General features: G+C 69.4%; 21 protein-coding genes. 14 read left to right on the top strand and 7 right to left on the bottom strand.

All coding sequences use genetic code 11. The features are described 5' to 3' along the window. The first annotated feature begins 17 nt into the window (after window positions 1-17). From STROP_RS15770 to polA, 5 genes are all read left to right on the top strand, one after another. Window positions 18-992 carry a branched-chain amino acid ABC transporter permease gene (locus STROP_RS15770; RefSeq protein WP_012014360.1) on the top strand — a complete coding sequence of 325 codons (975 nt, stop codon included), beginning with the start codon at window positions 18-20 and terminating at the stop codon, window positions 990-992. Further along, window positions 989-2161, top strand: coding sequence for a branched-chain amino acid ABC transporter permease (locus tag STROP_RS15765; protein WP_012014359.1), 1173 nt, complete (start codon window positions 989-991; stop codon window positions 2159-2161). Before STROP_RS15770 ends, STROP_RS15765 begins: the two co-directional genes overlap by 4 nt. After that, entirely contained in the window at window positions 2151-3074 is a 924-nt protein-coding gene (locus STROP_RS15760; protein ID WP_012014358.1) for an ABC transporter ATP-binding protein, read from the top strand. The genes STROP_RS15765 and STROP_RS15760 overlap by 11 nt, the downstream gene beginning before the upstream one ends. After that, complete coding sequence (locus STROP_RS15755) at window positions 3064-3774, top strand: ABC transporter ATP-binding protein (protein WP_012014357.1); 711 nt, start codon at window positions 3064-3066, stop codon at window positions 3772-3774. Before STROP_RS15760 ends, STROP_RS15755 begins: the two co-directional genes overlap by 11 nt. Window positions 3775-3918: 144 nt before the next feature. Beyond that, the gene (polA, locus tag STROP_RS15750) at window positions 3919-6618 is read left to right on the top strand and encodes a DNA polymerase I (protein ID WP_012014356.1); all 2700 of its coding nucleotides are present in this window, start codon (window positions 3919-3921) and stop codon (window positions 6616-6618) included. A gap of 8 nt (window positions 6619-6626) precedes the next feature. On the opposite strand, the gene STROP_RS15745 is transcribed toward polA, so the two are convergent. Next, window positions 6627-7058 (bottom strand): DUF3140 domain-containing protein, encoded by a 432-nt coding sequence (locus tag STROP_RS15745; protein WP_012014355.1) that lies wholly within the window; start codon window positions 7056-7058, stop codon window positions 6627-6629. Between the two features lie 139 nt (window positions 7059-7197). On the opposite strand from STROP_RS15745, the gene STROP_RS15740 reads away from it, so the two are divergent. Beyond that, window positions 7198-7893, top strand: a complete 696-nt coding sequence (locus tag STROP_RS15740) for a helix-turn-helix domain-containing protein (protein WP_026275084.1) — start codon at window positions 7198-7200, stop codon at window positions 7891-7893. Here STROP_RS15740 and STROP_RS15735 read toward each other — a convergent pair. Continuing rightward, window positions 7890-8468, bottom strand: coding sequence for a dihydrofolate reductase family protein (locus STROP_RS15735; protein ID WP_012014353.1), 579 nt, complete (start codon window positions 8466-8468; stop codon window positions 7890-7892). The genes STROP_RS15740 and STROP_RS15735 overlap by 4 nt on opposite strands. A 178-nt stretch (window positions 8469-8646) precedes the next feature. Here STROP_RS15735 and STROP_RS15730 point away from each other — a divergent pair, with 178 nt between their 5' ends. The 3 genes from STROP_RS15730 (at window position 8647) to coaE (ending at window position 12460) form a co-directional block, all read left to right on the top strand. After that, window positions 8647-9456 (top strand): class I SAM-dependent methyltransferase, encoded by an 810-nt coding sequence (locus tag STROP_RS15730; RefSeq protein ID WP_012014352.1) that lies wholly within the window; start codon window positions 8647-8649, stop codon window positions 9454-9456. A gap of 279 nt (window positions 9457-9735) precedes the next feature. Beyond that, a complete protein-coding gene (rpsA, locus tag STROP_RS15725) occupies window positions 9736-11316 on the top strand; it encodes a 30S ribosomal protein S1 (protein WP_018830529.1) in 1581 nt (526 codons plus the stop codon). Window positions 11317-11479: 163 nt separating this feature from the next. Continuing rightward, the gene (coaE, locus tag STROP_RS15720; RefSeq protein WP_187151630.1) at window positions 11480-12460 is read left to right on the top strand and encodes a dephospho-CoA kinase; all 981 of its coding nucleotides are present in this window, start codon (window positions 11480-11482) and stop codon (window positions 12458-12460) included. Between the two features lie 33 nt (window positions 12461-12493). Here the strand turns inward: coaE and STROP_RS15715 are convergent, their stop codons facing one another. Continuing rightward, window positions 12494-13924: a hypothetical protein gene (locus STROP_RS15715; protein WP_043535421.1), complete on the bottom strand. Its 1431-nt coding sequence runs from the start codon at window positions 13922-13924 to the stop codon at window positions 12494-12496. A gap of 354 nt (window positions 13925-14278) precedes the next feature. On the opposite strand from STROP_RS15715, the gene uvrB reads away from it, so the two are divergent. Further along, window positions 14279-16384, top strand: a complete 2106-nt coding sequence (gene uvrB / locus STROP_RS15710) for an excinuclease ABC subunit UvrB (protein WP_012014348.1) — start codon at window positions 14279-14281, stop codon at window positions 16382-16384. Between the two features lie 241 nt (window positions 16385-16625). On the opposite strand, the gene STROP_RS15705 is transcribed toward uvrB, so the two are convergent. Then, a complete protein-coding gene (locus STROP_RS15705) occupies window positions 16626-16925 on the bottom strand; it encodes an antibiotic biosynthesis monooxygenase family protein (RefSeq protein ID WP_026275082.1) in 300 nt (99 codons plus the stop codon). 438 nt (window positions 16926-17363) lie between these two features. Here STROP_RS15705 and STROP_RS15700 point away from each other — a divergent pair, with 438 nt between their 5' ends. Together STROP_RS15700 and STROP_RS15695 are read left to right on the top strand one after the other, a co-directional pair. Beyond that, a complete protein-coding gene (locus STROP_RS15700; RefSeq protein WP_012014346.1) occupies window positions 17364-18362 on the top strand; it encodes a TerC family protein in 999 nt (332 codons plus the stop codon). 203 nt (window positions 18363-18565) lie between these two features. After that, window positions 18566-19363: a tyrosine-protein phosphatase gene (locus STROP_RS15695; protein ID WP_012014345.1), complete on the top strand. Its 798-nt coding sequence runs from the start codon at window positions 18566-18568 to the stop codon at window positions 19361-19363. A 55-nt stretch (window positions 19364-19418) separates the two neighbouring features. Here the strand turns inward: STROP_RS15695 and STROP_RS15690 are convergent, their stop codons facing one another. Then, on the bottom strand, window positions 19419-20270 hold the full coding sequence (locus STROP_RS15690; protein WP_012014344.1) for a serine hydrolase: 852 nt from the start codon (window positions 20268-20270) through the stop codon (window positions 19419-19421). Window positions 20271-20339: 69 nt separating this feature from the next. Then, entirely contained in the window at window positions 20340-22208 is a 1869-nt protein-coding gene (gene typA, locus STROP_RS15685; protein WP_026275080.1) for a translational GTPase TypA, read from the bottom strand. A 142-nt stretch (window positions 22209-22350) separates the two neighbouring features. Here typA and STROP_RS15680 point away from each other — a divergent pair, with 142 nt between their 5' ends. Next, the gene (locus tag STROP_RS15680) at window positions 22351-23766 is read left to right on the top strand and encodes a DedA family protein (RefSeq protein ID WP_012014342.1); all 1416 of its coding nucleotides are present in this window, start codon (window positions 22351-22353) and stop codon (window positions 23764-23766) included. Between the two features lie 56 nt (window positions 23767-23822). Continuing rightward, the gene (locus STROP_RS24175; RefSeq protein WP_012014341.1) at window positions 23823-24656 is read left to right on the top strand and encodes a lytic transglycosylase domain-containing protein; all 834 of its coding nucleotides are present in this window, start codon (window positions 23823-23825) and stop codon (window positions 24654-24656) included. Between the two features lie 46 nt (window positions 24657-24702). On the opposite strand, the gene STROP_RS15665 is transcribed toward STROP_RS24175, so the two are convergent. Next, window positions 24703-26826 (bottom strand): MMPL family transporter, encoded by a 2124-nt coding sequence (locus STROP_RS15665; RefSeq protein ID WP_012014340.1) that lies wholly within the window; start codon window positions 26824-26826, stop codon window positions 24703-24705. Window positions 26827-26878 lie beyond the last annotated feature (52 nt).

Here is a 26878-nt window from a genome sequence, read left to right as displayed (position 1 = left end):
CCAAAGGGGAGAAACCCGTGAACTTCGATGCCTTATTCGGCGACCTCGCTCAGCACACTGTTGACGGCTTGTCCAAGGGGGCGATCTATGCCCTCGTCGCCCTGGGGTACACGCTCGTCTATGGTGTGCTCCGTCTGATCAACTTCGCGCACTCTGAGATCTTCATGGTGGGTACCTTCGCGATCCTCGGCACCTGGTCGCTGCTCGGGGTGGCCGACAACCCGCCGATCGGGATGGCGATCGTCTACCTGCTCATCGGTCTGGTGGTCGGTGCGCTGGCCTCGGGTGCCACCGCACTCACCGTCGAACGGGTCGCCTACCGGCGACTACGCCGGATGAACGCGCCGCCGCTGATCTTCCTGATCACCGCCATCGGGCTCTCGCTCGTCCTGGTGGAGATCTTCGCGCTGTGGATGGCAGGGTTCTTCTCGGGGCGTGGATTCACCGAGAACCGACTCGTGATCGGGATTCCGCCGCTGCTGAAGCAGGAGACAGTGCTCTCGGTGGCGGGTGCCGACATCACCAACGTACAGATCATCATGGTGCTCTCCGCCCTCCTGATGCTCTACGGGTTGGACCAGTTCATCAACCGGACGCGGTACGGACGCGGGGTGCGGGCCGTGGCACAGAGCCCGGACACCGCCGCGCTGATGGGGGTGCACCAGGACCGAGTGATCATGCTGGTCTTCGTCCTGGGTGGATTGATGGCGGGCGCCGCGGCCCTGTTGTGGAACATGCGGTACGGGATCACCAAGTTCGACATCGGCTTCGTGGTCGGGCTGAAGGCGTTCACCGCGGCGGTGCTCGGTGGTATCGGCAACCTCCGTGGCGCGCTGCTCGGTGGCCTGCTACTCGGGGTCATCGAGGTGTACGCGGCGACGTTGACCCGATCCACCTGGGAGGATGTTGCCGCCTTCGTGGTGCTCGTGGTGGTGCTGATCTTCCGCCCGACCGGCCTGCTCGGTGAGTCTCTCGGAAAGGCGAGGGCATGACAGAGGCACTACGACACTTCAACGAGCGGCGCCGACACGTTCTGGGGGGAATGGGCGACCGGTGGCGTGCCCTGCCCCGTTGGCAGCGTTGGCTGACGCTGCTCGCGGGCATTGCTTTCCTTTACTACCTGCCGTTCCTCGGCGACATCCCGGGGACGAACCTGATCATTCCGGGGCTTGACTGGTTCCGGACCGACTCGATCGATGCCGGCGCCAACTGGGCTGGGGTGCTCTTCGTCTGCGCCCTCTACGTTCTGGTGGCGATCGGACTCAACGTCGTGATCGGGCTGGCCGGCTTGCTCGACCTCGGCTACGTCGGCTTCTACGCGGTGGGCGCCTACAGTGTGGCGCTGTTCGGTTCGGCCGAGTCACCGGTCGTGCGGGCGTTGCAGGAGCAGTTCGGCCTCTCCCAGGACTGGGCAATCGGGTGGGCGATCTGCATCCCGATTGCGTTGGCCTTCTCCCTGGTCGCGGGCGTCCTGCTCGGCTGGCCGACGCTGCGGCTTCGGGGTGACTACCTGGCCATCGTGACCCTGGGCTTCGGCGAGATCATCCGGATCGTCGCGAAGAACTCGGCGTGGGCCGGCGAGGCGCAGGGTGTGCCCGGCATTCCGGGCCCGGAGGGGCCGCCTTCGGCTGACAACAGGTTCTTTGGGCTGCTGGACATCAAGCCCTGGTACTGGCTGGCGTTGAGCGTGGTGCTGCTGATGGTCCTGTTGGTCCGGCGGCTGGAGCACAGCCGGGTGGGGCGGTCGTGGCTGGCCATCCGGGAGGACGAGGACGCCGCCGCGGTGATGGGCGTCTACCCGTTCAAGTTCAAGCTGTGGGCGTTCGCCATCGGTGCCGCCCTGGGTGGGTTCTCCGGTTTGCTCTTCGCCAGCCGGTCGACCTTCATCCAGCCGGAGACCTTCAACGTCCAGCTCTCCATCCTGTTCGTCGCCATGGTGGTGGTGGGTGGCTCCGGCAACATGGCGGGGGTGGCGCTCGGCGCGTTCCTGCTCGCGTACCTGCCCGAGCGGTTCCGCGACTTCGCGGAGTACCGGGTCCTTGCCTTCGGCCTAGCATTGGTGCTCATCATGCTGCTGCGCCCGCAGGGTCTGTTGCCGAGTCGGCGGCGAACGCGCGAGCTGCAGGACAGGGCGAAGGAGGCTCCGGTTAATGTTGCCTAAGCAGATGACGTCGCCCGAGGACGCGGCGAAGCCCGAGGTGCTGCTCGAAGTGGACGGGGTCACGCTCCGCTTCGGCGGCGTGGTGGCGCTGGACGACCTGAGTTTCAACCTGTACAAGGGTGAGATCCTCGGGCTCATTGGTCCGAACGGGGCAGGTAAGACCACCTGCTTCAACGCGATGACCGGGGTTTACCGGCCAACCTCCGGTGAGGTGCGGTTCGATGGGCAGCAGGTCAGCGGACGGAAGCCGCACCGGATCAACCAGCTGGGAATCGCCCGGACCTTCCAGAACATCCGGCTCTTCCCGGAGATGACCGCGCTGGAGAACGTGCTGGTTGGTGCTGACTCCCAGCACCGCACCAGCGTGATCGGTGCACTGTTCCGGCTGTACCGGGTCAAGCCGAAGCCGGAGGAGCTGCCCACAGTCGATTCGACCTACTGGCCGGAGCGGCTTTGGCAGCGGATCCGCCGCACCTCGGCCCAGGTGTTCGGCATCTCCCGGCACACGCTCGAGGAGCGTGCCGGCGCGCGTAAGGCATCCGAACTGCTGCGGTTCGTCGGCATTGACGACCGCGCCAACGATCTGGCGCGCAATCTGCCGTACGGCTACCAACGTCGGTTGGAGATCGCCCGGGCGTTGGCGACCGAGCCGAAGCTGCTCTGCCTGGACGAGCCGGCCGCCGGCTTCAATCCGGCGGAGAAGGAGGAGCTTCTCAACCTGATCCGCAAGATTCGGGATCGCGGTTTCACGGTGCTGCTCATCGAGCACGACATGCGCCTCGTCATGGGGGTCACCGACCGGATCGTGGTGCTGGAGTTCGGTAAGAAGATCGCTGAGGGGGCTCCCGCGGACGTGCGGGACGACCCGAAGGTGATCGCGGCGTACCTGGGGGAGCCCGCAGATGCTGCTTGAGATTAACGATCTGACCCTCCGGTACGGCCGGATCGAGGCGCTGCACGGGATCAGCCTGTACGTGAACGAGGGTGAGGTGGTCGCCCTCATCGGCGCGAACGGTGCGGGCAAGACCACCACCATGCGGGCGATTTCCGGACTTCGGCCGGTGGGCGAGGGGGCGATCCGGTTCAACGGTGAGGACATCACCAATCTCCGGGCCGACCTGCGAGTCCGGCGGGGCATCTGTCAGGCGCCCGAGGGGCGTGGGATCTTCCCGGGCATGACCGTCTTGGACAACCTCGACATGGGGGCGTACACCCGTCGGGACAGCGCCGGGATCGCCGCCGACCTGGAGCGGGTCTTCGAGCTGTTTCCGCGGTTGGCGGAGCGGCGTCGTCAGCTGGGGGGAACGCTCTCCGGCGGCGAGCAGCAGATGCTCGCGGTCGGGCGGGCGTTGATGGCCCGGCCGAAGCTGCTGCTGCTGGATGAGCCGTCGATGGGGCTCGCTCCGATGATCATTCAGCAGATCTTCGACATCATTCTGGAGATCAACCAGCAGGGCACCACGATCCTCCTGGTGGAGCAGAACGCCCAGCAGGCACTCTCCCGTGCGCACCGGGGGTACGTGTTGGAGACCGGCCGAATCGTCAAGGAGGGGTCCGGCCAGGATCTGCTGCACGACCCGTCGGTCAAGGAGGCGTACCTGGGCGTGGCCTGATCGGCGTCGCTGCCCACGCGGCCGGTCGTCCCACCCCGGGACGACCGGCCGCCGGTCTCGTCGCAGCGGGTCGGGGCACTTTCGAGCTGGGCTTGCCGGTGCCGCCGCCCAGCTCTGTCGGCGGTACGGACTAGAGTCGCCACCGTGACAGCCACGAAGCCGCGCCTACTCCTCGTTGACGGACACTCCCTGGCTTACCGGGCATTCTTCGCCCTGCCGGTCGAGAACTTCTCCACCACGACGGGGCAACCGACCAACGCGGTCTACGGCTTCACCTCCATGTTGATCAACGTTCTCCGGGACGAGCAGCCAACGCACATCGCCGTGGCCTTCGACGTCTCCCGAGTCTCCTTCCGCACCGAGAAGTACGCGGCGTACAAAGCCGGCCGCAGCGAGACCCCGACAGATTTCAAGGGTCAGGTCAGCCTGGTCAAGGAGATCCTGGCGGCGTTGCGCATCCCGGCGGTGGAGATGGCGGGCTACGAGGCGGACGACGTGATCGCCACGCTCACCCGTCAGGCCCGTGATCAGGACATGGCGGTCCTGATCACCACCGGTGACCGGGACGCCTTCCAACTTGTCGACGACGATGTCACTGTTCTCTACCCCCGAAAGGGCGTTTCGGACCTGGCCCGGATGGACCCGGCTGCGGTGACGGCGAAGTACGGGGTACCTCCGCAGCACTATCGGGACCTCGCCGCGTTGGTTGGCGAGACCAGCGACAATCTGCCCGGCGTTCCGGGCGTCGGCCCGAAGACCGCCGCCAAATGGATCACCGCCTACGGTGGGGTCGAGGGTGTCGTTGCCCGGGCCGACGAGATCAAGGGCAAGGCCGGGGCGAGTCTTCGGGAGCGACTCGCCGACGTGATTCGTAATCACGAGCTCAACTGCCTGGTCGCCGACCTGGATCTGCCCCTGTCACCGGAGGAGACGCGCTGGGCCGGCTGGGACCGGGAGGCGGTGCACCAGGTTTTCGACACGCTGGAGTTCCGTATCCTTCGGGATCGGCTCTACCAGTACCTGGACGCTGTTGAGCCGGAGGCCGAGGCGGGTTTCGACCTGGCCGGTGAGCTCCTCGTCGAGCCGGGGGCACTCGCCGCATGGCTGGGCGCGCACGCGACACCAGGCACGCCGGTCGGCCTCGCCGTCACGCTCGACACCGGGCCCAACCGGCGGCACCTCGCCGATGTGACCGGCATGGCGCTGGCAACCGCCGCCGGGGCCGGGGCGTGGTTCGACCCCGGCCGACTCGACGCCGCCGACGAGGATGCCCTGGCGGGGTGGCTGGCCGATGTGAGCCGACCGAAGGTGCTGCACGACAGCAAACCGGCGGTGCTCGCGTTCGCCGCGCGCGGGTGCGCGATCCAGGGCATCGCCAGGGACACGCAGATCGCCGCCTACCTGGCCCGGCCCGATCAGCGCTCCTACGACCTGACCGACCTGGCCCTGCGGTACCTGCACCGGGAGCTGCGGGTGGACCTGCCGGAAACTGGCCAGCTCACCCTCGATGGCCTGGGCAATGACGGTGAGGCCGAGCAGAACCTGATGCTGCGGGCTCGGGCTACCCTCGACCTCGCCGATGCGATCGACGCGGAGTTGTCTCGCGATGGTGAGCAGTCGGCCCGGCTGATGGCTGAGGTGGAGCTGCCGCTGATGCGGGTTCTCGCGGGTATGGAGCGCACCGGCATCGCCGCTGACACGCAGTACTTGTCCGAGTTGGAGGCGCACTTCGCCGCCGAGGTGAAGGCCGCCGCGCAGGGTGCGTACGAGGCGGTCGGGCGTGAGTTCAACCTGGGCTCCCCGAAGCAGTTGCAGGAGATCCTCTTCGGCGAGCTGGGCCTGCCCAAGACCAAGCGGATCAAGACCGGTTACACCACCGATGCGGACGCCCTGCAGTGGCTGTACGGGCAGAACCCGCACCCGGTGCTCGGGCACCTGCTGCGCCACCGAGACGTGGCGAAGCTGAAGACCACGGTCGACGGGCTACTCAAGTCGGTCTCCGACGACGGTCGAATTCATACCACCTTCAACCAGACCGTGGCGGCGACCGGCCGGCTCTCCTCCACCGAGCCGAACCTGCAGAACATTCCGATCCGCACCGAGGAGGGGCGGCGGATCCGCCGGGCGTTCGTGGTCGGCACGGGGTACGAATGCCTGCTCACCGCCGACTACAGCCAGATCGAGATGCGGATCATGGCACACCTGTCCGCGGATGAGGCTCTGATCGACGCCTTCAACTCGGGCCTCGACTTCCACGCCGCCACCGCCTCGTCGGTCTTCCAGGTGCCGGTGGAGGCGGTCACCGCCGACCAGCGGCGCAAGATCAAGGCGATGAACTACGGCCTGGCGTACGGGCTGAGCGCGTTCGGCCTCTCCCAGCAGCTCGGCGTCACCGCCGAGGAGGCGCGCGGGCTGATGGAGACCTACTTCGCCGGTTTCGGTGGGGTGCGCGACTATCTGCAGGAGGTGGTGGCCCGGGCTCGCCGCGACGGCTACACCGAGAGCGTCCTCGGCCGTCGCCGCTACCTGCCCGACCTGGTCAGCGACAACCGGCAGCGGCGGGAGATGGCCGAGCGGATGGCGCTCAACGCCCCGATCCAGGGCTCTGCCGCCGACATCATCAAGGTGGCGATGATGAACGTCGACGCAGCGGTGCGCGAGGCCGGGCTGCGTTCCCGGATGCTGCTCCAGGTGCACGACGAACTGGTCTTCGAGGTGGCCCCCGGGGAGCGGGAGGCGCTGGAGGCGTTGGTCCGGCGGGAGATGGGCGGGGCGTTCCCGCTGTCCGTGCCGCTGGAGGTGTCGGTCGGCGACGGGCGGGACTGGAACAGCGCCGACCACTGAGCGACCCGCTACCGGCCTGGGCCTCGGCGTTCCTTGGGCGGGGCACCGTGTCGTTGTAGCGCCTTGCGGGACGGACCACCCGGTGGCGGCAGCGGGCCCTTGCTCGGGTCGTGCCCCCAGTTCATCAGCGAGTACCGCCATCGGGTGTCCCGAACGTCGCCGCTGGGCCGCTGCGCCATGTGCCGGCGGACATAGCCGACAACCTTGCGCATGTGCCGGTAGTCGTCCTCGGAGAGGTCGCCCCGTCGACGCCGGAGCAGGTCGAGGATCCGTCGGCCGGAGCGGTGGCCGACCGTCTCGCCGCTCTGATCGCCCCTTCTTCGCCAGCCCACATGCTTGGACTTCTCGGTTTCCAGCCACTTCGAGAGTTCACCGGGGCGCATGTTCACCGCCGCGGTGAACTCTCGGTACGTCTGTTGCGGGTCGTTCCGACGGCTCACGGCACACGACCTCCCCTCCAGCCAGCTCCTCCCCGAGATACCCGGGCCGGGCCTGCGGAAACGGCCCCGACGGCGGTGCTCCGGTTCGCCTTGTGCAGGTCCGGGTGGGTCAGCGAGTGCGGTCCTCTATCCTCTTCCGGTGGCTCTACGGCTCCAGACACGCTCGTCCGACTCATCCTGGATCGAGGCCGTATGGACCGGAACGAGTGCGGGTGCCACGGAGATGACCTCGGTAGCGACGGCCTGCTGGGGCCTGGTGTTCTGGGAGCGGCAGGGCACCTGGTACGCGGCCGTCACCGGACCCGAGACGAAGACCGACATCGCGCCGGTGCCGGAGGGCGCGCGCTTCGTCGGAATCGACTTCGCCGTGGGTACGTCGCTGCGGGTCCTACCGACGCCGGCTCTTGTGGACGGCGGCACCCAGCTTCCCGACACCACCCGCCGGACGTTCCGGCTGGCTGGCGTCCGCTGGGAGACACCCGGTCCGGACGACGCCGAGGCCCTGGTGGACCGCCTGGTCCGCACGGGAGCCGTCGTCCGGGACCCGATCGTCACCGCGGTCCGCCGAGGCCACCGGCCACCGGTCTCGCAGCGTACCGTCGAACGTCGATTTCGAGCGGCGACCGGGCTCACCCAGGGCGCCGTGCGGCAGGTCGAACGGGTACGCGAGGCCGCGGCGCTCCTGGCTGCCGCCACCCCGGTGGCCGATGTCGTCTCTCGGCTCGACTACGTTGACGAGCCGCACCTGGCCCGAGCGCTGCGCCGGTACGTGGGCCGTACGGCGCGGCAACTGCGCGAGGGCGCTGGCGGCCCGATCGCCCTGGACCTGAATTAGCGGACGACATCGTAGAGCAGCTTGACGACACCGTTCGGATAGGCCGCGGAGTCCCGGAGGCGCAGTACCTGTTTGGCCTTGTCCGCAGTGCTGAACAGGCTCTTTCCGGCACCGAGTAGGAGCGGGAAGCAGAGCAGGTGGTACCGGTCGATCAACCCGGCGTCGGACAGCCGTCGGGCGAGTTCCGCGCTGCCGTGGATGAATATCGCGCCGCCCTCGCCCTTCTTGAGCTCGACGACCTCGTCGGTCGATCGCAGAACCGTCGTCGGTCCCCACCCGGGGACGAGTGCGTCGTCGGGTAGCGCGGCCGAGACGACGTACTTGGGCAGTTCCCGGTAGTCGGCGTGGTCGTCCGAGTCGCGCCAGATCGGGGCGAACGCCTCGTAGCTTCGGCGGCCGAACATCAGTGCCGAGGTCTCCTCGAGTTCCTCGCCCTTGAGGGAGAAGGCCTCGGGTAAGAATTCGATGTCCTTGAATACCCAGCCGCGGCTGCGGTGCTCCTCGCCCGGGCCGCCGCCGGGGGAGTCCAGGACGCCGTCGAGCGAGATGAACCCGGTGTAGACCAGCTCACGCATGTCTCGTGCTCCCATGTGTCGGCGACGAGCGTCGCCATGTCGATCGAGCGGCCGTAGCGCCCGGCCGACGCGCCGTGGTGGAGCGTGCCGCCCATGTTAGGCAGCCGGCACCGTCCGGTCTTGGACGAAAACGACGGCCGCTGTGCGTGTGGGTGCCACGATCCGTACCGTTGGGCGGATGCAGCAGTCCGGACCGGCGATCACCCGACGTGTGGTGTCAGTGGCTGAGGGGCGGGCGGCCAGCCGACGGTGGTGGGATCACGACGCAGACAGCTATCAGGAGGAGCACGGTGCGTTCCTCGGGGATGTTGATCTTGTGTGGTGTCCCGAGGGGCTACGGGAGGCGGAGGCGGGGCTGCTCGGTGCCGTTGGCGGGACTCGGGTCCTGGAACTGGGCTGTGGCGCGGCCGCGGGCTCCCGTTGGCTGGACGGGCAGGGGGCAAGGGTGACGGCTCTCGACCTGTCCGCCGGGATGTTGCGGCAGGCCAGGCTGGCCGCCGAGCGCTCGGGCGTGCGGGTGCCACTCGTGCAGGCCGATGCCCTGGCGTTGCCGTTCGGGGCGGGTGTCTTCGACACCGTGCACTCCGCGTTCGGTGCGGTTCCGTTTGTCGCGGACTCGGCGGCGCTGATGCGCGAGGTGTTTCGGGTGCTGCGACCCGGCGGGGCCTGGGTCTTTGCGGTTACCCATCCGCTGCGCTGGGTCTTCTTGGACGACGCCGGTGAGGGCGGCCTGGTCGCGGTGCACTCCTACTTCGACCGCCGTCCCTACGTGGAAGAGGACGTGGCGGGAGTGCCGACCTACATCGAGGCGCACCGTACCGTCGGCGATCGGATCCGGGACCTGACCGCCGCCGGCTTCGTTCTGCGCGACATGGTGGAACCGGAATGGCCGCCGGGGCACGAGGAAACCTGGGGTCAGTGGAGCCCGTTGCGGGGCCGGCTGATCCCGGGCACCGCCATCTTCGTCGCCGAGCGGCCCGCCACGTGACCAGCCGGCGGCGGAAGCGTGGTCTTGGCGAGGCGTGGCCTCGGTGCTGGCAGGGCGCCTCCGCTGGTCTGGTGCCGGTGGGAACAGTGTGACTTGGGTGACAGGCCGGGTGCGTTATTCGACGATTCTCCGCTTTTGCAGGTGGCGCGATGGCGAGCGGATGGGAGGGCTTGCACGCTGTGGTAATGCAGAGGGTAGGCTAGACGATGCGCTCGCGGATCGTGTGCCTCGGTAGGGAGCAGGTGCGCGGTCGACGGAGCCACATCATGATCCCGCGCAGTGATCGTTCGGTGTGTCCGGCGGCGGGTCCGTCTGCGCGAACAGGTCACCGCGGCTCACATCCGTGATGACAACCATCCGACCGGAGCAACCGCCCACATGACGAGCAGCATCGAGGCCCCCTCGAGCGCCACCAAGGTCACCGTCGACGATCTCGGAAGCGAAGAGGCCTTCCTCGCCGCGATCGACGAGACCATCAAGTACTTCAATGACGGCGACATTGTCGAAGGAACCGTCGTCAAGGTCGATCGGGACGAGGTCCTGCTCGACATCGGCTACAAGACCGAGGGCGTCATCCCCTCTCGGGAGCTGTCGATCAAGCACGACGTGGACCCCGCCGAGGTCGTCTCGGTCGGTGACCACATTGAGGCCCTTGTTCTCCAGAAAGAGGACAAGGAGGGGCGGCTGATCCTCTCGAAGAAGCGGGCGCAGTACGAGCGCGCCTGGGGCACGATCGAGAAGATCAAGGACGAGGATGGTGTGGTCCGCGGCTCGGTCATCGAGGTGGTCAAGGGTGGCCTGATCCTCGACATCGGGTTGCGCGGCTTCCTGCCGGCCTCCCTGGTCGAGATGCGCCGGGTGCGTGACCTCCAGCCGTACGTCGGCCGTGAGCTTGAGGCCAAGATCATCGAGCTGGACAAGAACCGCAACAACGTGGTCCTGTCCCGCCGGGCCTGGCTCGAGCAGACGCAGTCTGAGGTGCGTACCGAGTTCCTCAACAAGCTGCAGAAGGGGCAGGTCCGGAAGGGCGTTGTTTCCTCGATCGTCAACTTCGGCGCCTTCGTTGACCTGGGCGGCGTGGACGGCCTGGTGCACGTCTCCGAGCTGTCCTGGAAGCACATCGACCACCCGTCCGAGGTGGTCGAGGTGGGCCAGGAGGTCGAGGTCGAGGTCCTCGACGTCGACCTGGACCGTGAGCGGGTCTCGCTGTCGCTGAAGGCGACCCAGGAGGACCCGTGGCGTCAGTTCGCCCGCACCCACGCGATCCAGCAGATCGTGCCCGGTAAGGTCACCAAGCTGGTGCCGTTCGGCGCGTTCGTCCGGGTGGACGACGGTATCGAGGGTCTGGTCCACATCTCCGAGCTGGCCGAGCGCCACGTGGAGATCCCGGAGCAGGTCGTCCAGGTCGGCTCCGAGGTCATGGTCAAGGTCATCGACATCGACCTGGAGCGTCGCCGGATCTCGCTGTCGCTCAAGCAGGCCAACGAGGGCTTCGTCGAGGGCGAGGAGCACTTCGACCCGACCCTTTACGGCATGGCGGCGACCTACGACGCCGAGGGCAACTACATCTACCCCGAGGGCTTCGACCCCGAGACGGGCGAGTGGCTCGAGGGCTACGAGAAGCAGCGCGAGACCTGGGAGCAGCAGTACGCCGAGGCGCGTCTGCGTTGGGAGGCCCACCAGAAGCAGGTGCAGGCATCCCGCGCCGCCGACGCCGAGGCTGCCGCCAACCCGCCGGCCGCCAGCCCGACCACCACGACGACCGCGGCTCCGAGCCGGCAGGCGGAGGAGCCGGCCGGCACCCTCGCCACCGACGAGGCGCTCGCCGCGCTGCGCGAGAAGCTCGCCGGCGGCAAGTGATCCGAAGGCTCGGGGCCGCCCCGCGGCGAACCCGGAGCCGGTACTGACGACGGGCCCCGTCTCGGTGATCGACTGATCGCCGGGACGGGGCTCCGCCGTTTCTGCCGACGGTGTGAGCCGGGCCGGTGTGGTGTGCTGGCGGCTGATCCGGTTGACTGGTCCGGTGTTGATGGTGGGACTGACCGGTGGGATCGGCTCCGGCAAGAGCGCCGTCGCGGCCCGACTGGCGGGGTGGGGCGCGGTGATCGTGGACGCCGACCGGCTCTCCCGCGAGGTGGTGGCGCCGGGCACCGAAGGACTCGCGGAGATCGTGGCCACCTTCGGTGACCAGGTCCTCGGCCCGGACGGCGCGCTCGACCGGGCGGCGCTCGGCTCCCTGGTCTTCACCGACGAACCGGGCCGCCGCGCCCTGGAGGCGATCATTCATCCGCGGGTCCGCACCCGCACGGCCGAGCTGGTCGCCGCGGCACCACCTGGTGCGGTCGTCGTCAACGACGTACCGCTGCTGGTCGAGTCGGGGCTCGGGCCCACGTACCACCTGGTGGTCGTGGTGCAGACGGCCCTGTCGATCCGTTTGGAGCGGCTGACTCGCGACCGGGGGATGGAGCCGGCCGAGGCACGGCGGCGGATCGCCGCGCAGGCCGACGACGCTCGCCGGCGAGCAGCGGCCGACGTGTTGCTGACCAACGACGGAACCCGCGACGAACTACACCGCGAGGTCGATGCGCTCTGGGCCGACCGGCTGCTGCCCTACGCGGTCAATCTCCGCGACCGGCGGGCGGCCCAGCTGCCCCGGCCCGAACGCGCCGAGGCCGATCCCACCTGGCCAGAGCAGTACGCGCGGCTGGCCGCCCGGATCCACCGCGCTGTCGCCCCGGCGGACCTGCGGATTGACCACATTGGTTCGACGGCGGTTCCGGAACTCGACTCGGTGGACGTGATCGACATCCAGCTCACCGTGCCGAGCCTGGATGACGCGGACGGGCCGTTGACCGAACAGCTCGCGGAGGCGGGGTTCCCGCGGCTGCCGGAGGCCGGGCGGGATACGCCACGCTGGCCGGAACGGGTGCACGGCAATGCCGACCCAGCGCGGCCGGTTCGCCTCTACGTCCGCCAGGTGGGCTCGCCCACCTGGCGGACGTGACGGTCACCGCCCGGGCGGTGTGCGGCGAAGGTGTCAGTTCGCGGCACTGTCCCCGAACGTCAGGTCCACCTGGGCCCAGGTCCCGGCCGCCGTCGGGAGCTGGAGCCGGTGGAGGAGCCCGGATCGGTCCAGCCAGTAGCGAATCGGCTCGCCGATAGCCGCGACCTCGACCACGTCGAGGTCGGTGTCGTTCAGTCGATCGCCTCGGATCCGTCGCGCCGTGCCCTCTTCGGGGGTGGTCGCCGCTCGCAGCGCGGCGTCAAGCAGCGCTGCGAGCCCGGTGTCGGGGGCGGGTTTCCAGCCGGCGGTGGGGACGGGAAGCGGTGGCTCCACGGGGTCCACGCCGGCGTTGACGGTTGCTGGCAGTTCGGTTTGAGTGGTGCGCCCGCGTTCGTGCCGCAGCAGGATTCGTCGGCGCGGGGGGTCAAGATCGTCCACTGCGAGGTACGCGCTGCGCCGACTCCAGTTGACCCACCCTGTCCCATGGAGGTTGGCTTCCGAGTCGATCAGCGCGGTGAGCGTGGCGCGCGCCTCGCCCGCGGTGCGGAGTTGGGTGGGGAGCAATGTCAGGCGGCGGCGTTCGGCGGTGCTGAGCGGCCGGGGGGTGCCGGGCTGTCCACCGAGGGCCTCCACCGGACGAAGCGTCGGTCGATCGGTGCGGTTCAGCCGTACGGCGACCGGGCCGAGGTTGGGGAGCCGGGCCTCCAGCCGGTGTAGCCGCGCCTCCCGATCCACCCACCAGCGGACCTCGGTGGCCGGTGGGGTGGGTGCGCCGGGTTGGGCCGGTGGTAGCTGGGCGGCGAGAACATCTGCGTCGTCGGCGCTGCCGATCCACCGTGCCGTCTCCCCGGCCGGTGGGTCGGAACGGTCGGTGGCGAGCGCGAAGAGCAGGTCGAGCAGCGGCTGGAGGCGGTCGGTGGCGGACGGGGCGGCCAGCCGCCACCCGTTGGTGGGGGGCACCAGGGGCGGGGGCGCCGGCGACGGGGGCGCCGGGGTGGTGGGGGCCGGGCGGAGCAGCATCACTCCGGGCGTCGCCTGGAGCAGACCCCGCTCCGTGCCCGCGCCCGGACCACCGAGATCGAGGTAGAGCAGCGGTCGAGACCAGTCGATCCAGCCGACCAGGTCGATCCGGGCCGCTCCGGTCCCCGCTGTCAGGTTCACGCCGGCTCGCAGGTCGCGGTAGTTGGTGACCCGTACCGCGGAGAGTCGGGTCAGCTCGTCGGCGGTTGGCGGGCGGGACGGCTCGTCCGGGTCGGGCACCCAGCTCAAGCCGAGGACCAGTGCCGCGGCGGCGAGCAGGGCCACCGCGGCGAGCGTACGGAGGACGGTCCGACGCCGGCCGGCGACCCGGGGGAGCTGGCCGGTCTGGGTGTCGTCGGACGCGGTCGAGGTGGGCTGGTTGTCGGGCGCGGGCCGATGCCGGGGGGTACGGCGGGATCGGCGGGATCGGGGGGAGGACTCCACGGGATGTTGAACGGAGTCGGCCGGTCGCGGGTGACGCGTATGGGCGCTTCCGGCGGCCGGCTGAAGCGCCGCGCGGTCAACCTGGGGGACTGCGACGCGTATGTGCGCTCGCGGCGGCCGGTCAGCGCGGTCAGCGCGACCACGTTTGGTGCGCACGCCGGAAGCGGGTGCTGCGACCACGTGCCGGGGGTGGGGGGCCGTCGTGAGCCCGTTGCCGGCCCGGTCGGCCGCCGCGAGCGGCCTACCGGAAAAGCGTAGCTCTCCAGGTGGGGGCCGACAACAAGAACATCGAAGCTGATCATCGAAGGTTGGTAGTCGCCCCGGAGTGTCGGCCACCGAGCGTACGGTGGGGCCATGGCGCTCGACATTCCCCGGCTCGACGGCCGCTTCCAGGTCGTCAGTGACTTCCAGCCAGCCGGCGACCAGCCGGCCGCGATCGACGATCTGGAGCGGCGGGTCCGGCGTGGTGACCGGCACACGGTGTTGCTCGGCGCGACCGGCACCGGCAAGAGCGCCACCACCGCGTGGTTGATTGAGCGGTTGCAGCGCCCGACGCTCGTGTTGGCCCCGAACAAGACACTCTGCGCCCAGCTGGCCAAGGAGTTCAGCGAGCTGCTGCCGAACAACGCGGTGGAATATTTCGTCTCTTACTACGACTACTACCAGCCCGAGGCGTACATTCCGCAGACCGACACCTACATCGAGAAGGATTCCTCGATCAACGAGGAGGTGGAGCGGCTGCGTCACTCGGCCACGATGTCGCTGCTCACCCGCCGGGACGTGGTGGTGGTCGCCACTGTCTCGGCGATCTACGGCCTGGGTACCCCAGAGGAGTACCTGGACCGTGCCGTCCGGGTGGTGACCGGTCAGGAGCTGGATCGCGACCAGCTCCTGCGCCGGCTGGTCGACATTCAGTACGCCCGCAACGACATGGCCTTCCAGCGGGGCACATTCCGCGTGCGGGGCGACACCTTGGAGATCATTCCCGCCTACGAGGAGCTGGCGGTCCGGATCGAGCTGTTCGGGGACGAGGTGGAGCGGCTCTACTACCTCAACCCGCTCACCGGCGATGTGGTCCGGGAGGTCGACCACCTACTGATCTTCCCCGCCACGCACTACGCCGCCGGGCCCGAGCGCATGGAGCGGGCGATCCGTGACATCGAGGCTGAGCTAGGTGAGCGGTTGGCCGAGCTGGAGCAGCGGGGCAGCCTGCTGGAGGCGCAGCGGCTGCGGATGCGGACGACGTACGACATCGAGATGATGCGGCAGGTTGGCTTCTGCTCCGGCATCGAGAACTACTCGATGCACATCGACGGCCGGCTGCCCGGCAGCCCGCCACACTGCCTACTCGACTACTTCCCGGACGACTTCCTCACCGTGGTTGACGAGTCGCACGTGACGATCCCGCAGATCGGCGGGATGTACGAGGGCGACGCGTCCCGCAAGCGGATGCTGATCGACCACGGCTTCCGTCTGCCCAGCGCCGCCGACAACCGGCCACTGCGCTTCGACGAGTTCCTGGAGCGGGTCGGCCAGATGGTCTTCCTCTCCGCCACCCCCGGCTCGTGGGAACTGGAGCACGCGCAGGGCGAGTACGTGGAGCAGGTCATCCGACCGACCGGCCTGGTGGACCCGGAGGTGGTGGTCAAGCCGACCAAGGGTCAGATCGATGACCTGATGCACGAGATCAAGTTGCGTACCGAGCGCGATGAGCGGGTGCTGGTCACCACGTTGACGAAGAAGATGGCCGAGGACCTGTCGGACTACCTCCTGGAGAACGGCATTCGGGTGCGTTATCTGCACTCCGAGGTGGACACGCTGCGCCGGGTCGAGCTGTTGCGGGAGCTCCGTAAGGGTGACTACGACGTGCTGGTCGGCATCAACCTGCTACGGGAGGGGCTCGACCTGCCGGAGGTGTCTCTGGTCGCCATCCTCGACGCGGACAAGGAGGGTTTCCTGCGCAGCGGCCGGTCATTGATCCAGACGATCGGGCGGGCGGCGCGTAACGTCTCCGGCCAGGTGCACATGTACGCCGATAAGATCACTCCGTCGATGGCGGAGGCGGTCGGGGAGACCAACCGGCGTCGGGCCAAACAGATCGCGCACAACGAGGCGCACGGCATCAGCCCGGAGCCGCTGCGCAAGAAGATCCACGACATTCTCGACGACATCTACCGGGAGGCGGAGGAGACCGACACCCGTGTCGGTGGAGCGGTGCGGCAGCTCTCCCGCGGCAAGGCGCCGGTGAAGGAGACCCGTAGTAGCCGCAGCCGGGCCGCCGCCGGGCCGGCCCGCGAGGGAATGGCCCGTGCGGAGCTGGCTGAGCTGATTCAGGAGCTGAATGGCCAGATGCTCGCGGCCGCGCGGGAGTTGCAGTTCGAGTTGGCCGCCCGAATTCGTGACGAGATCTCGGAGCTGAAGAAGGAGCTGCGCGGGATGGACGCCGCGGGAGTGTCGTGACCCGTGTCTGAGGCGGCGAGCGCACCGCCGGGTACGGGGCCCGGCAGCAGGCACTCGGGTGGGCACGGCGCGACCAACCGGACCCGGTACCCCCGAGCGCATCGGGGCCAGTGGCCGGCGCCTGCGGGGATACCGTAAGCGGCGGGTGCGACATTCTCCGTCGTACCCGGATCACTGTCTGGTCCCCGCCGACCGGCCTGGCCACCTGTCTACCGATCCGGCCGCTGGTGGACGGGGGCGGTCATCGTCCGCCCGGTACGTCGGTGAAGTGCTCGACCAGCGGCGGCGTGGCGAAGTGCGGGCCGATCAACTCCCGCCACCGGATGAACCGGTCGGAGGCGCGAAAGTTCTGGTCATGCGCCTCGACCGAGTCCCACTCGACCAGCAGTACGAACCGGGATGGGGACTCGACTCCGCGGGTCATTCGCACCGAGCGGCAGCCGGGCGTACCGGCGATCACCGGGTGTCCCGTGGCGTACGCGGCCGCGAAGGCGTCCTCGTGTCCGGGCAGTACGTCGATCAATGCAACTTCGAGCACCATGTGCGCAGCTTCGCACAGTGGGGTGAGTCGCCCACCACCAGCCTCGGGCTCTTCGGTCCTTCCCGTGGGGCAGCTCGACAGCGGCCGGCGCAGTGCGCACCCCCGCGCCGGTGCCCGGCACACCGCTTACTGTGCCCCGCCTCATCGCCGTGACCAGGCAGCTGGCGGACGTGAGGGGGGACACCGGCCGCCCGAGGTGTGGTGGCTCCGCACGGTGGGCGACAATGAGCGGCGGAGGGGAGTATTCCCCCGCGATGGAGTCGTCAGCACGGTCGATCGCCGGCCCCCGGTGGATTGACCCGGCCCGTCGGTCGTCGCTCCGGAAGGGGCGGTGGCGGAAGAGACCTCCGACAGTCACCATAGTCAGCGTCATCGGCACACCTGCCCTCCCCGGGCGTACGGTGTGCCGATTGTTGCGTGTCTGCCGGAGGTTGAGCCTTGGACGTGTCCGGAATGGTGTGGGCGGGGACGCTCGTCGCACTGACCGCGATTCTCATCATCGACCTGTTGATCATCGGTCGTCGCCCACACGAGCCCAGCGTGCGTGAGTCGAGTCTCTGGGTGGGCTTCTACGTCGCCCTCGCACTGGTCTTCGGTGCGGGAATCTGGCTCCTCTCCGGGCCGAGCGCGGCGGGGCAGTTCTACACCGGTTGGCTCACCGAGTACAGCCTCTCGGTGGACAACCTCTTCGTCTTCGTGATCATCATGGCCCGCTTCGGCGTGCCCCGGGCCTACCAGCAGAAGGTCCTGCTCATCGGCATCGTGCTCGCGTTGTTGATGCGGGGCGGTTTCATCGCCGCCGGTGCGGCGTTGATCTCCCAGTTCTCCTGGGTCTTCTACATCTTCGGCGCGTTCCTCATCTACACGGCGATCAATCTCGTTCGGCAGGGCGACTCGGATGAGGACGACTTCAGCGAGAACCTTCTGATCCGGTGGAGCCGTCGGGCGCTGCCGATCTCGCGGGACTACGACGGTGCGAAGCTCACCACGTATGAGCACGGGCGACGGCTGTTCACCCCGATGCTGGTGGTGATGATCGCGATCGGTACGACAGATCTGATCTTCGCGCTCGACTCGATCCCGGCGATCTTCGGCATCACCCAGGAGGCGTACCTGGTGTTCACCGCGAACGTCTTCGCCCTGATGGGCCTGCGGCAGCTCTACTTCCTGCTCGGCGGCCTACTGGACCGGCTGATCTACCTGAGCTACGGCCTCGCGGTGGTGCTCGGCTTCATCGGCGTCAAGTTGGTGCTGGAGGCCCTGGCCGACAACAGCCTGCCGTTTGTCAACGGAGGCGAGCACGTCGGGTGGGCCCCGCACATCCCGATCTGGCTCTCGTTGACGGTCATCCTGGGTACCTTGACGCTGGCGACGGTGGCCAGCCTGGTCAAGTCGTCCCGGGATCGACGTCGGAACCTGGTCCAGATCCGCGGCTGAGGACCGACGTCGGAGCCGGGTCCAACTCCACGGCGCAACGGCCCGTCATAGCGGGTGCCGGCCGTGACGGGGTATACCGCCGTGATCGTTCTCGGGCACCCTGGAGGGGACCGGCGGGCGATTGGGGGCTGCGTGGACGAGTGGACCATTGAGGCGGGTGTGGGGCGGGCCAGTGGTGCCCGCCGGCGGTGTGGAGCACCGGCATGACCGGCCGGGATCTGGCGCTGGTGGGCGCGCCCAACGCACGTGACCTCGGCGGGCTGGTGGGTGCGGAGGGTCGTCGGGTACGCCGGGGGTTGCTGCTGCGTACCCCGGCGTTGGGACGGCTGACTGACGAGGACCTACCGGTGCTGGCGAAGCTGACGCCGGCCTGCGTGGTGGACCTGCGGGACGCCGCGGAGGCGGCGGTGGCCCCGCCGGACCGGCTGCCGGGAGAACCCCGGGTGGTGCACCTGCCGGTGCACGACGCTGCCCATCCGGTCTTCACCTACGTGTCGGCGGTGCTGCTCGGTCACGACCTCAGCGCGTACGAGGAACTGGCACAGGAGGGCACTCCGGCGGCGATGCGATCCATCTACCGCTGGTTCGTGACCGGGGAGTCGGCGCGGGCCGGCTACGGTGCGGCGGTGCGGTTGGCAGCGGAGGCGGCGAGCCTGCCCCTGCTCTACCACTGCTCGGCCGGCAAGGATCGCACCGGCTGGTTGACGGCGGTGCTGCTGCACGCCCTCGGGGTGGACGAGGCCACGATCCGGGCGGACTACCTCGCCAACAACGCGCTCACCGAGAGCCTGCGGGAGGTGCTCCTCGCCGCGATGCGTCGGCGGAGCCCGGAGTTGGACGTCACCGTGGTGCGGCCGGTGCTGGAGGTACGTGACGAGTACCTCGACGCCGGGTACGACGAGGCGCGGCGGGTGTACGGGTCGTTCGGGTCGTACCTGCGTTACGGGCTCGGGGTGGACGACGAACTGGTGACGGCCTTGCGGGCGCGCTTGCTGGAGTGACCTACACCGTGGCCGGGGTGAGCGGGTCCACCCGTCGAAGCGGCGGCGGCCCGGCTCAGCCGAGCTGGTGACGTCGGGCGAAGGCGCGGGCGGAGATGTCGGCGATGAGCTGACAGGCGTCCTCGTCCGGGCTGTGGTCGGGGTCGTCGTTGGTGGTGCAGACGGCGAGGACGTACGGGGGCGCGTCGTCGGGATAGACGACCCCAACGCTGTGCCGCACACCACGTACCCAGCCGTTCTTGTGGGCGATCCGGGCGCCGACGGGCAGGCCGACGGCGAGATCCTCGCGGTGTTCCTGAGCGACGAGGAGTTCGAGCATGGCGGTGCAGCTCTCCGGTGTGGCCAGTGGACCGGGCCGGGTGGCGCCGAGCGCCAGGTCGCGCAGGAGGGCGGCGAGGTCGGCGGCGGTGATCAGGTTGGTGATGCCGCCCGCACGGGCGGCGAAGTCCTCAATACCGCGGCCGGTGACACTGTGCCGGGCCCCGGCCCGGGCCCAGACGTCGGCGACGGCCGGCAGGCCGACCTGGTCCAGAAGCAGGTTGGTGGCGAGGTTGCTGGATCGGACAATCATGCGTTCGGCCAGCCAGCGTAGCGGGGCGGTGCCGCCGAGCCGGTCCCAGACGTCGTCGTCGTTGTGGACGGGGCGGGTGCAGCCGAACCGGGCCGCGCCGGGCTGGGCCGAGTCGAACTCGTTGCGCACCGGTACGGCGGTGTCCGAAGCGAGGCGCCCGGCCTCCAGAGCGCGGTACAGCGCCACCAGCACCGCCACCTTCATCGTGCTGGCCGCATAGTGGGTGGTGGCCGGGTGCCGGATCCAGGTGGGGGCGGTGGCGTCGAGGCGGGCCAGGTAGGCCGAGACGGTGCCGGGCACCCGGTCGAGGTGCGCGTCGAGACCGACGAAGATCACCCACCGAGGGTAGCTGGTACGCCGGGGCGCCCTCCGCGCATCTCGCGGTGTCGGCGCCCCGGCGTAGCCTCAGTTGGCGTGCTTGCGGCGGGCCGTCGCCCGAGCCCGCTGCGTCTGGTCGAGCAGTACCTTGCGGATCCGCACCGCGGCTGGGGTCACCTCAACGCACTCGTCCTCACGGCAGAACTCCAGGGCCTGCTCCAGGGAGAGTTTGCGGGGCGGGATCAGCTTCTCCGTCTCGTCGGCGGTCGACGAGCGCATGTTGGTGAGCTTCTTCTCCTTGGTGATGTTGACATCCATGTCGTCGGAGCGGGAGTTCTCCCCGACGATCATGCCCTCGTACACCTCGGTGCTCGGTTCGACGAAGAGGGTGCCGCGTTCCTGCAGGTTCATCATCGCGAACGAGGTGGCGGTGCCGGACCGGTCGGCAACCAGCGAGCCGTTGTTGCGGGTCCGCAGCTCGCCGAACCAGGGCTCGTACGACTCGAAGACGTGGTGCAGGATGCCGGTGCCCCGGGTCTCGGTGAGGAACTGGGTGCGGAATCCGATCAGACCACGCGCCGGGACCAGCCACTCCATCCGGATCCAACCGGTGCCGTGGTTGACCAACTGCTCCATCCGGCCCTTCCGGGTGGCCAGCAGCTGGGTGATCGCTCCCAGGTGCTCCTCCGGGGCGTCGATGGTCAACCGCTCCACCGGCTCACAGGTCTTCCCGTCGATCTCCTTGGTGACGACCTGCGGCTTGCCGACGGTCAACTCGTAGGATTCGCGGCGCATCTGCTCGACCAGGATGGCCAGGGCCAGCTCGCCGCGGCCCTGTACCTCCCAGGCGTCGGGCCGTTCGGTCGGCAGGACCCGGAGCGAGACGTTGCCGATCAGCTCCCGGTCCAGCCGGTCCTTGACCATCCGCGCGGTGACCTTGGCGCCCTTGGCTCGGCCGACCAGGGGTGAGGTGTTGGTGCCGATGGTCATCGAGATGGCCGGCTCGTCAACGGTGATCAGCGGCAGCGGCCGTGGGTCCTCCGCGTCGGCGAGCGTCTCCCCGATCATGATCTCCGGGATACCGGCGACGGCGATGATGTCACCCGGACCGGCGGAGTCGGCCGGTTTGCTCTCCAGGCCCTCGGTCATCAGCAGCTCGGAGATCCGCACCCGCTGGCTGCTCCCGTCGGTGCGGCACCAGGCAACGGTCTGGCCCTTGGCGATCGTGCCCTGCCGGACCCGGCAGAGGGCGAGCCGGCCGAGGAACGGTGAGGCGTCCAGGTTGGTGACGTGCGCCTGGAGCGGGGCCTGCTCGTCGTACGTGGGCGGCGGGATGGTGTCGAGCAGGATGCGGAACAACGGTTCGAGGTTGTGGCTGTCCTGCGGAACAGCGCCGTCGGCGGGCTGGGTGAGGGAGGCGATTCCGTCGCGGGCGCAGGCGTACACGATCGGGAAGTCGATCTGTTCATCGTCGGCGTCCAGATCGAGGAAGAGCTCGTAGGTGTCGTCCACGACCTCCTTGATCCGGGCGTCGGGTCGGTCCACCTTGTTGATGACCAGGATGATCGGCATCCGTGCCCGGAGGGCCTTGCGAAGCACGAACCGGGTCTGGGGCAGCGGGCCCTCGCTGGCATCCACCAGGAGCACGACCCCGTCGACCATGGTGAGGCCGCGCTCCACCTCACCGCCGAAGTCGGCGTGCCCCGGGGTGTCGATGATGTTGATCGTCACCGGGTCGGAGCCGTCGGCCGGCACGTACCGCACGCCGGTGTTCTTCGCGAGAATAGTGATGCCCTTCTCGCGTTCGAGATCCATCGAGTCCATCACCCGCTCGGTCACCTCGCCCCGGGCGCCGTAGGCGCCAGCCTGCCGCAACATGGCGTCAACCAGGGTGGTCTTGCCGTGGTCGACGTGGGCGATGATGGCGACGTTGCGGAGGTCGGTGCGAAGCTGCATGCCTCCATCCTTCCGCCTGCGCCGATCCGGGGCGGCGTCGGGGTCATCCCGGGTCATCCCCGGGGTATCCCGGATCTCGACCGAAACGCCTGTAAGTTGCGATCGGCCGCTGGCAAGCTTGCCTTCGTGACCAGGGGCACGGGTGTATGAGCTGCTGAGCCGGATGCAGGAACTGCCACCGGGGCTGATCCTGCTGGTCGCGGCGTTGATCGTGGCCGCGGAGACGGCGCTTATCTTCGGGTTGTTGATGCCCGGGGAAGCCACCCTGCTCCTGGTCGGATTCCTCACCTACACCGGAACTCTACCGCTGGGGCCGGCGCTGCTGGTGATGATCGCCGCGGGTGTGCTGGGAGACGCGGTGGCCTTCCGGGCCGGTCGCCGGTACGGGCCCCGGCTGCGCGCCAGCCGGTTCGGCGCCCACATCGGGCCACACCGGTGGCGCCGCGCGGACGCGATGCTCGGAAAACTGGGGGGGCGGGGAGTCTTCACCGCTCGCTGGGTGGCCTTCGCCCGGACTCTGGTGCCCCGGCTGGCCGGGGCGGGGCAGATGCCGTACCGACGGTTCGCTCCCTGGAACCTGGGTGGGGTGGTGACCTGGGTGGGTGGCTCGGTGATCGTCGGAAACCTGGCCGGCGAGTCGTACGAGACGGTCTCGCACCTGCTCGGCCGGGCCACGGGCGCGGTCCTGGTGCTGCTGGGAGCGGTGCTGGCGGTGCTGCTGGCCGGGCGCTGGCTGGGTCGGAACCCGGATCCGGTACGGGCACTGCTGTCCCGGGCCGGCGCGCTGCCCCCGGTGCGGGGGCTGTCCCGCCGGTACGGGGCGCTCTTCGGCCTGCTCACCCGTGCTCTCGGCCCGGGGTGGACGTTGTTGCTGAACCTGGTTGCCGGCCTGCTGCTGCTGTTCCTGGCGGGGCTCGCCGTCGCCTGGGGGTTCGGCGCGGTGGTCCGGCGCAGCGGGTTGTCGCTGGTGGACAGCACCGTCGCCGACTGGTTCGCCGCGCGCCGTACGCCGGAGGCGGTGGACGTGGCGCTGGCCGCGGTTTCGGCGCTGCGCGGCCCGGTGGTGATCCTGTTCGTGTCGGTGGTGGCGGCGGGGGTGGCCTGGCGGCAGCGGCCCTGGCAGGCTGACCTACTCAGTGTGGTGGGCACCGTCGGCGCGTGCGTGCCGTTGGTGGTGCTGGCGGTCGCCGTCGACGTGGTTCGACCCGACCGCTCCGGCCCGCCGGTGTTGTTCCCGAACCAGACCGCTGTGGTCGCTGCCAGTCTGTGCACCCTCGCGTGGCTGCTGTCCCGGGGCGCCCGTTGGCCGGTGGCGGTCGCCGCGTGGACCGGCGCTGCCGTTGGGGTGGTGGGGGTCGGTGGCGCCCGGCTGTACCTCGGCCTGAGCACCGCCAGCAGCGCTCTCTCCGCGGTGCTACTGGGGGTGGCGTGGACGGCCGTGTTCATGGTGGCGTGGTTGACCCGGGACCGGGCGGTCGGTATGGCTGCGGACGCCGTCGACTCGCCGGCGGCGACCGAGCCCTACCCGCGCCCGCCGCAGAGTGTCTCCGGCGGGTAGTGGGACGGCGGGTAGGCATCGACAACTGCTATCTTGCGTCGGTCGGAGGGGGAAACATGAAGGTGCTCCGGATCGGCGTGGGAGCGCTCGCTGTGGTGCTGCTCACCGTGGGGTGTGCGGGGGAGCGGGTCCAGGGGAAGGCCGAACCGATGGCGGAGACCAGCACCACGGAAGCGTCGCCGACTGCGACGGGCACCCCCTCCGCGCGGGCGGAGCTGGGTGACGCGCCGAGCCGTAGCGCCTCCCCCAGCGTTCGGCCGACATCGAAGCCCACCGCCGCCACGCCGTCTCCAGCGGCGGCGAAGCCCGCACAGGAGACGCAGGCTCCACCTCCGCCGCCGAAGCCGGGACCAACGGACTGCCCACCCCGCCACGAGGGCACGCCGGCTTCCCGCGCTCAGGTGAAGGCGGCACTTGCCAACGCCGCAGCGAAGACGTATTGGCCGACCTCAGCACCCGACATTCGGATCCCGTCGGCCCTGGTGAAGGCGACCGCGTGGCAGGAGAGCGGCTGGCAGTCCACGATCGTCGCCTGTGACGGCGGCATCGGGTTGATGCAGGTGATGCCCGCGACCGCCGACTGGATGAACCAACGGTTTGGGCAGAGCTACGACGTGTGGGACCACCGCGACAACGCCTATCTCGGCGCGAACTACCTGGCCTGGCTGACCAAGTACATCGGCGACCTGTACTTCGACGGCGACTACCGGCTGGACGCCGCGCTGTGCTCGGCGGAGCTGAACTCGTGCCTGCTCAACGCGGTGATCGCCAGTTACAACTACGGCCACGCCGCGGTGGCGAGCGAGGGGAGCCCGATCACCATCCCGAATCCACGGTATGTGGGTAACGTCCGCGCTCTGATGACCGAGTGCGTGTGTCTCGGCTACTGACGTCTCGGGCGCCACGCCGGTGCCGTGACGCCCGAGACGAGGGCTATCAGTCGTGGGCGGGGACCGGCGCCGGTATGGCCGAGGCTCCTCCGTGGGCCACGGCCGGCGGGCGGCCGGGCCACCAGAACCGGTCGCCGAGCAGGAACACGAGGGCGGGGACCAGCACCGTCCGGACGAGCAGGGTGTCGAGCAGGACACCGATGCAGACGATGACTCCGATCTGGGTGAGCAGGATCAGCGGGAGCACGCCGAGGACGGCGAAGACCGCGGCCAGTAGCACTCCAGCGCTGGTGATGACGCCGCCGGTAACCCGGAGGGCCGAGAGCATCCCGTCGCGGGTCCCGGTGTGGCGGGCGTCCTCCCGGGCCCGGGTGACCAGGAAGATGTTGTAGTCCACCCCGAGGGCGACGAGGAACACGAACGCGAGCAGGAGCACGCCGCTGTCCAGCGCGGGGAAGTCCAGGACGTGGTCGAAGAGCAGCCACGCCGCCCCGAGACTGGCGAAGAACGACGCGATTACGCTGAGTACCAGCAGCACCGGGGCTAGCAGGCCGCGCAGCAGCAGTGCCAGGACGGCGGCGACCAACAGCAGGATGATCGGCAGGATCAGTCGCAGGTCCATCGTGTTGGCCTCGGCGGTGTCGTAGCCGGCGGCGACGTCCCCGCCGACCAGGGCTCCTTCGAAGGGTCCGGCGCCGTCAACCGCGGGTGGGGCGGAGTCGGGCACCGCGACGACCGCCCTGCGCAGCTCCCGTACCGTCTGGTCGGAGGCGGCGGTGCCGGGCTCGGCGGTCAGCACCACGTCGACCTGGGCGACGGTGGTGCCGGTGCTACCCGGTCGGGCTGAGGCGACGCCGGGCACGGTTGCGGCGGCCGCGGTGACCGCGTCGACGGCGGTCGGAGTGGTGAGCACCGCGACCGGCTGGGTGGTCCCGGCGGGGAACGCCGTCGCCAGGGTCTCGGCTCCGGCGACCGCCTCCGGTTCGACCCGGAACTGCTCGGTCTCCGACAGTCCGGTCCGGATGCCGAGGCCGCCGAGGGCCAGCCCGGCCAGCAGGAGCGTCGCCAGGACCGCGACGGAGGCCGGGCGGCGCAGGACCACGGTACCGAGCCGACCCCACAGGCGTCCTTCGGTGACCGCGCTGCCGAGGCGCGGGACGAACGGCCAGAACAGGCCACGGCCGAAAATCACCAGGGCGGCCGGGAGTACGAAGAGCGCGGAGAGCATGGCGAGCACGACGCCGGTGGCGCAGGCCACGGCGAGCGCCCGGTTGTTCTCCTGCTCCGAGAGCAGCAGGGTGAGAACGCCGAGGACGACGGTGGAGCCGCTGGCCAGGATGGGTTCCGCGGTGCGGCGCACCGCGGTCCGCATCGCCGCGAAGCGGTCCGCTTCGCGGCGCAGCTCCTCCCGGTAGCGGGCGATCAGCAGCAGCGCGTAGTTGGTGGCGGCACCGAAGACGAGGACGCTGGCGATGCCGGTGACGGCTCCCGACTGCAGGTTGATCCCGACCGCCGGAACAATCGTCTCGACGGCACGCAGGGTGAGCTGCTCGGTGGCGGCGACGACCGCCAGCGGCACCATCCAGAGGACCGGGCTGCGGTAGGTGATCAGCAGCAGCAGCGCCACCACCGCGGCGGTTACCGCCAGCAGGGTGCTGTCCGCGCCCTCGAAGACCCGGGTCAGATCGGTGGTGAAGGCCGGTGCCCCGGTGACCTCGACGGTGAGGGCTGCCGGAGTGCCGGCCAGGGCGGCCCGTAGCTCGTCGACGGTCTCGACGGTCTGCTCCTGCCCCTCGATGGACAGCGGCACGGCGATCAGGGCGACCGAGCCGTCCGGGGCGATCTGCGGTGGTGGCACCTGCCCATTGACCGCGAACCGGCGTAGTTCGCTGATCTGCCCGGTGACGGTCTCCCGGTCGGCGGTGGTGAGCGTACCGCCGTCGGTGCGGCTGACGACGACGAGAGCCGGTTGGACATCGTTGGCGGGCAGCTGTTCCTGGAGCCGTTCGACCTGGGTGGACTGCCACTGGTCGGAGAGCCCGGTGGCGGAGACGGGAGCGGGGTTGTCGGGCTTTGGCAGCCCGAAGACGGCGGCGCCGAGGACGATCGTGGCGACCACGGTGAGCCACGCGGCCCACCTGCCCCGGGCTACGTGGGTGAAGACGGACATCGGTTCCTCGCGGCTCGATGGGATGACGGCTCGGTGACTCACACCGGGATTA

The sequence above is a fragment of the Salinispora tropica CNB-440 genome, assembly GCF_000016425.1.
Classification (GTDB): Bacteria; Actinomycetota; Actinomycetes; order Mycobacteriales; family Micromonosporaceae; genus Micromonospora; species Micromonospora tropica.
Note: the sequence above shows the minus strand (reverse complement) of the source record. Positions and strands in the feature narration are given on the sequence as shown.

Bases quoted from the DNA above. Each gene is read 5' to 3' on its own strand.
- STROP_RS15765 (WP_012014359.1), top strand. From the start codon at position 989: ATGACAGAGGCACTACGACACTTCAACGAGCGGCGCCGACACGTTCTG.
- STROP_RS15760 (WP_012014358.1), top strand. From the start codon at position 2,151: ATGTTGCCTAAGCAGATGACGTCGCCCGAGGACGCGGCGAAGCCCGAG.
- STROP_RS15755 (WP_012014357.1), top strand. From the start codon at position 3,064: ATGCTGCTTGAGATTAACGATCTGACCCTCCGGTACGGCCGGATCGAG.
- STROP_RS15735 (WP_012014353.1), bottom strand. From the start codon at position 8,468: ATGCGTGAGCTGGTCTACACCGGGTTCATCTCGCTCGACGGCGTCCTG.
- STROP_RS15730 (WP_012014352.1), top strand. From the start codon at position 8,647: ATGCAGCAGTCCGGACCGGCGATCACCCGACGTGTGGTGTCAGTGGCT.
- uvrB (WP_012014348.1), top strand. From the start codon at position 14,279: ATGGCGCTCGACATTCCCCGGCTCGACGGCCGCTTCCAGGTCGTCAGT.
- STROP_RS15705 (WP_026275082.1), bottom strand. From the start codon at position 16,925: ATGGTGCTCGAAGTTGCATTGATCGACGTACTGCCCGGACACGAGGAC.
- STROP_RS15695 (WP_012014345.1), top strand. From the start codon at position 18,566: ATGACCGGCCGGGATCTGGCGCTGGTGGGCGCGCCCAACGCACGTGAC.
- typA (WP_026275080.1), bottom strand. From the start codon at position 22,208: ATGCAGCTTCGCACCGACCTCCGCAACGTCGCCATCATCGCCCACGTC.
- STROP_RS24175 (WP_012014341.1), top strand. From the start codon at position 23,823: ATGAAGGTGCTCCGGATCGGCGTGGGAGCGCTCGCTGTGGTGCTGCTC.
- STROP_RS15665 (WP_012014340.1), bottom strand. From the start codon at position 26,826: ATGTCCGTCTTCACCCACGTAGCCCGGGGCAGGTGGGCCGCGTGGCTC.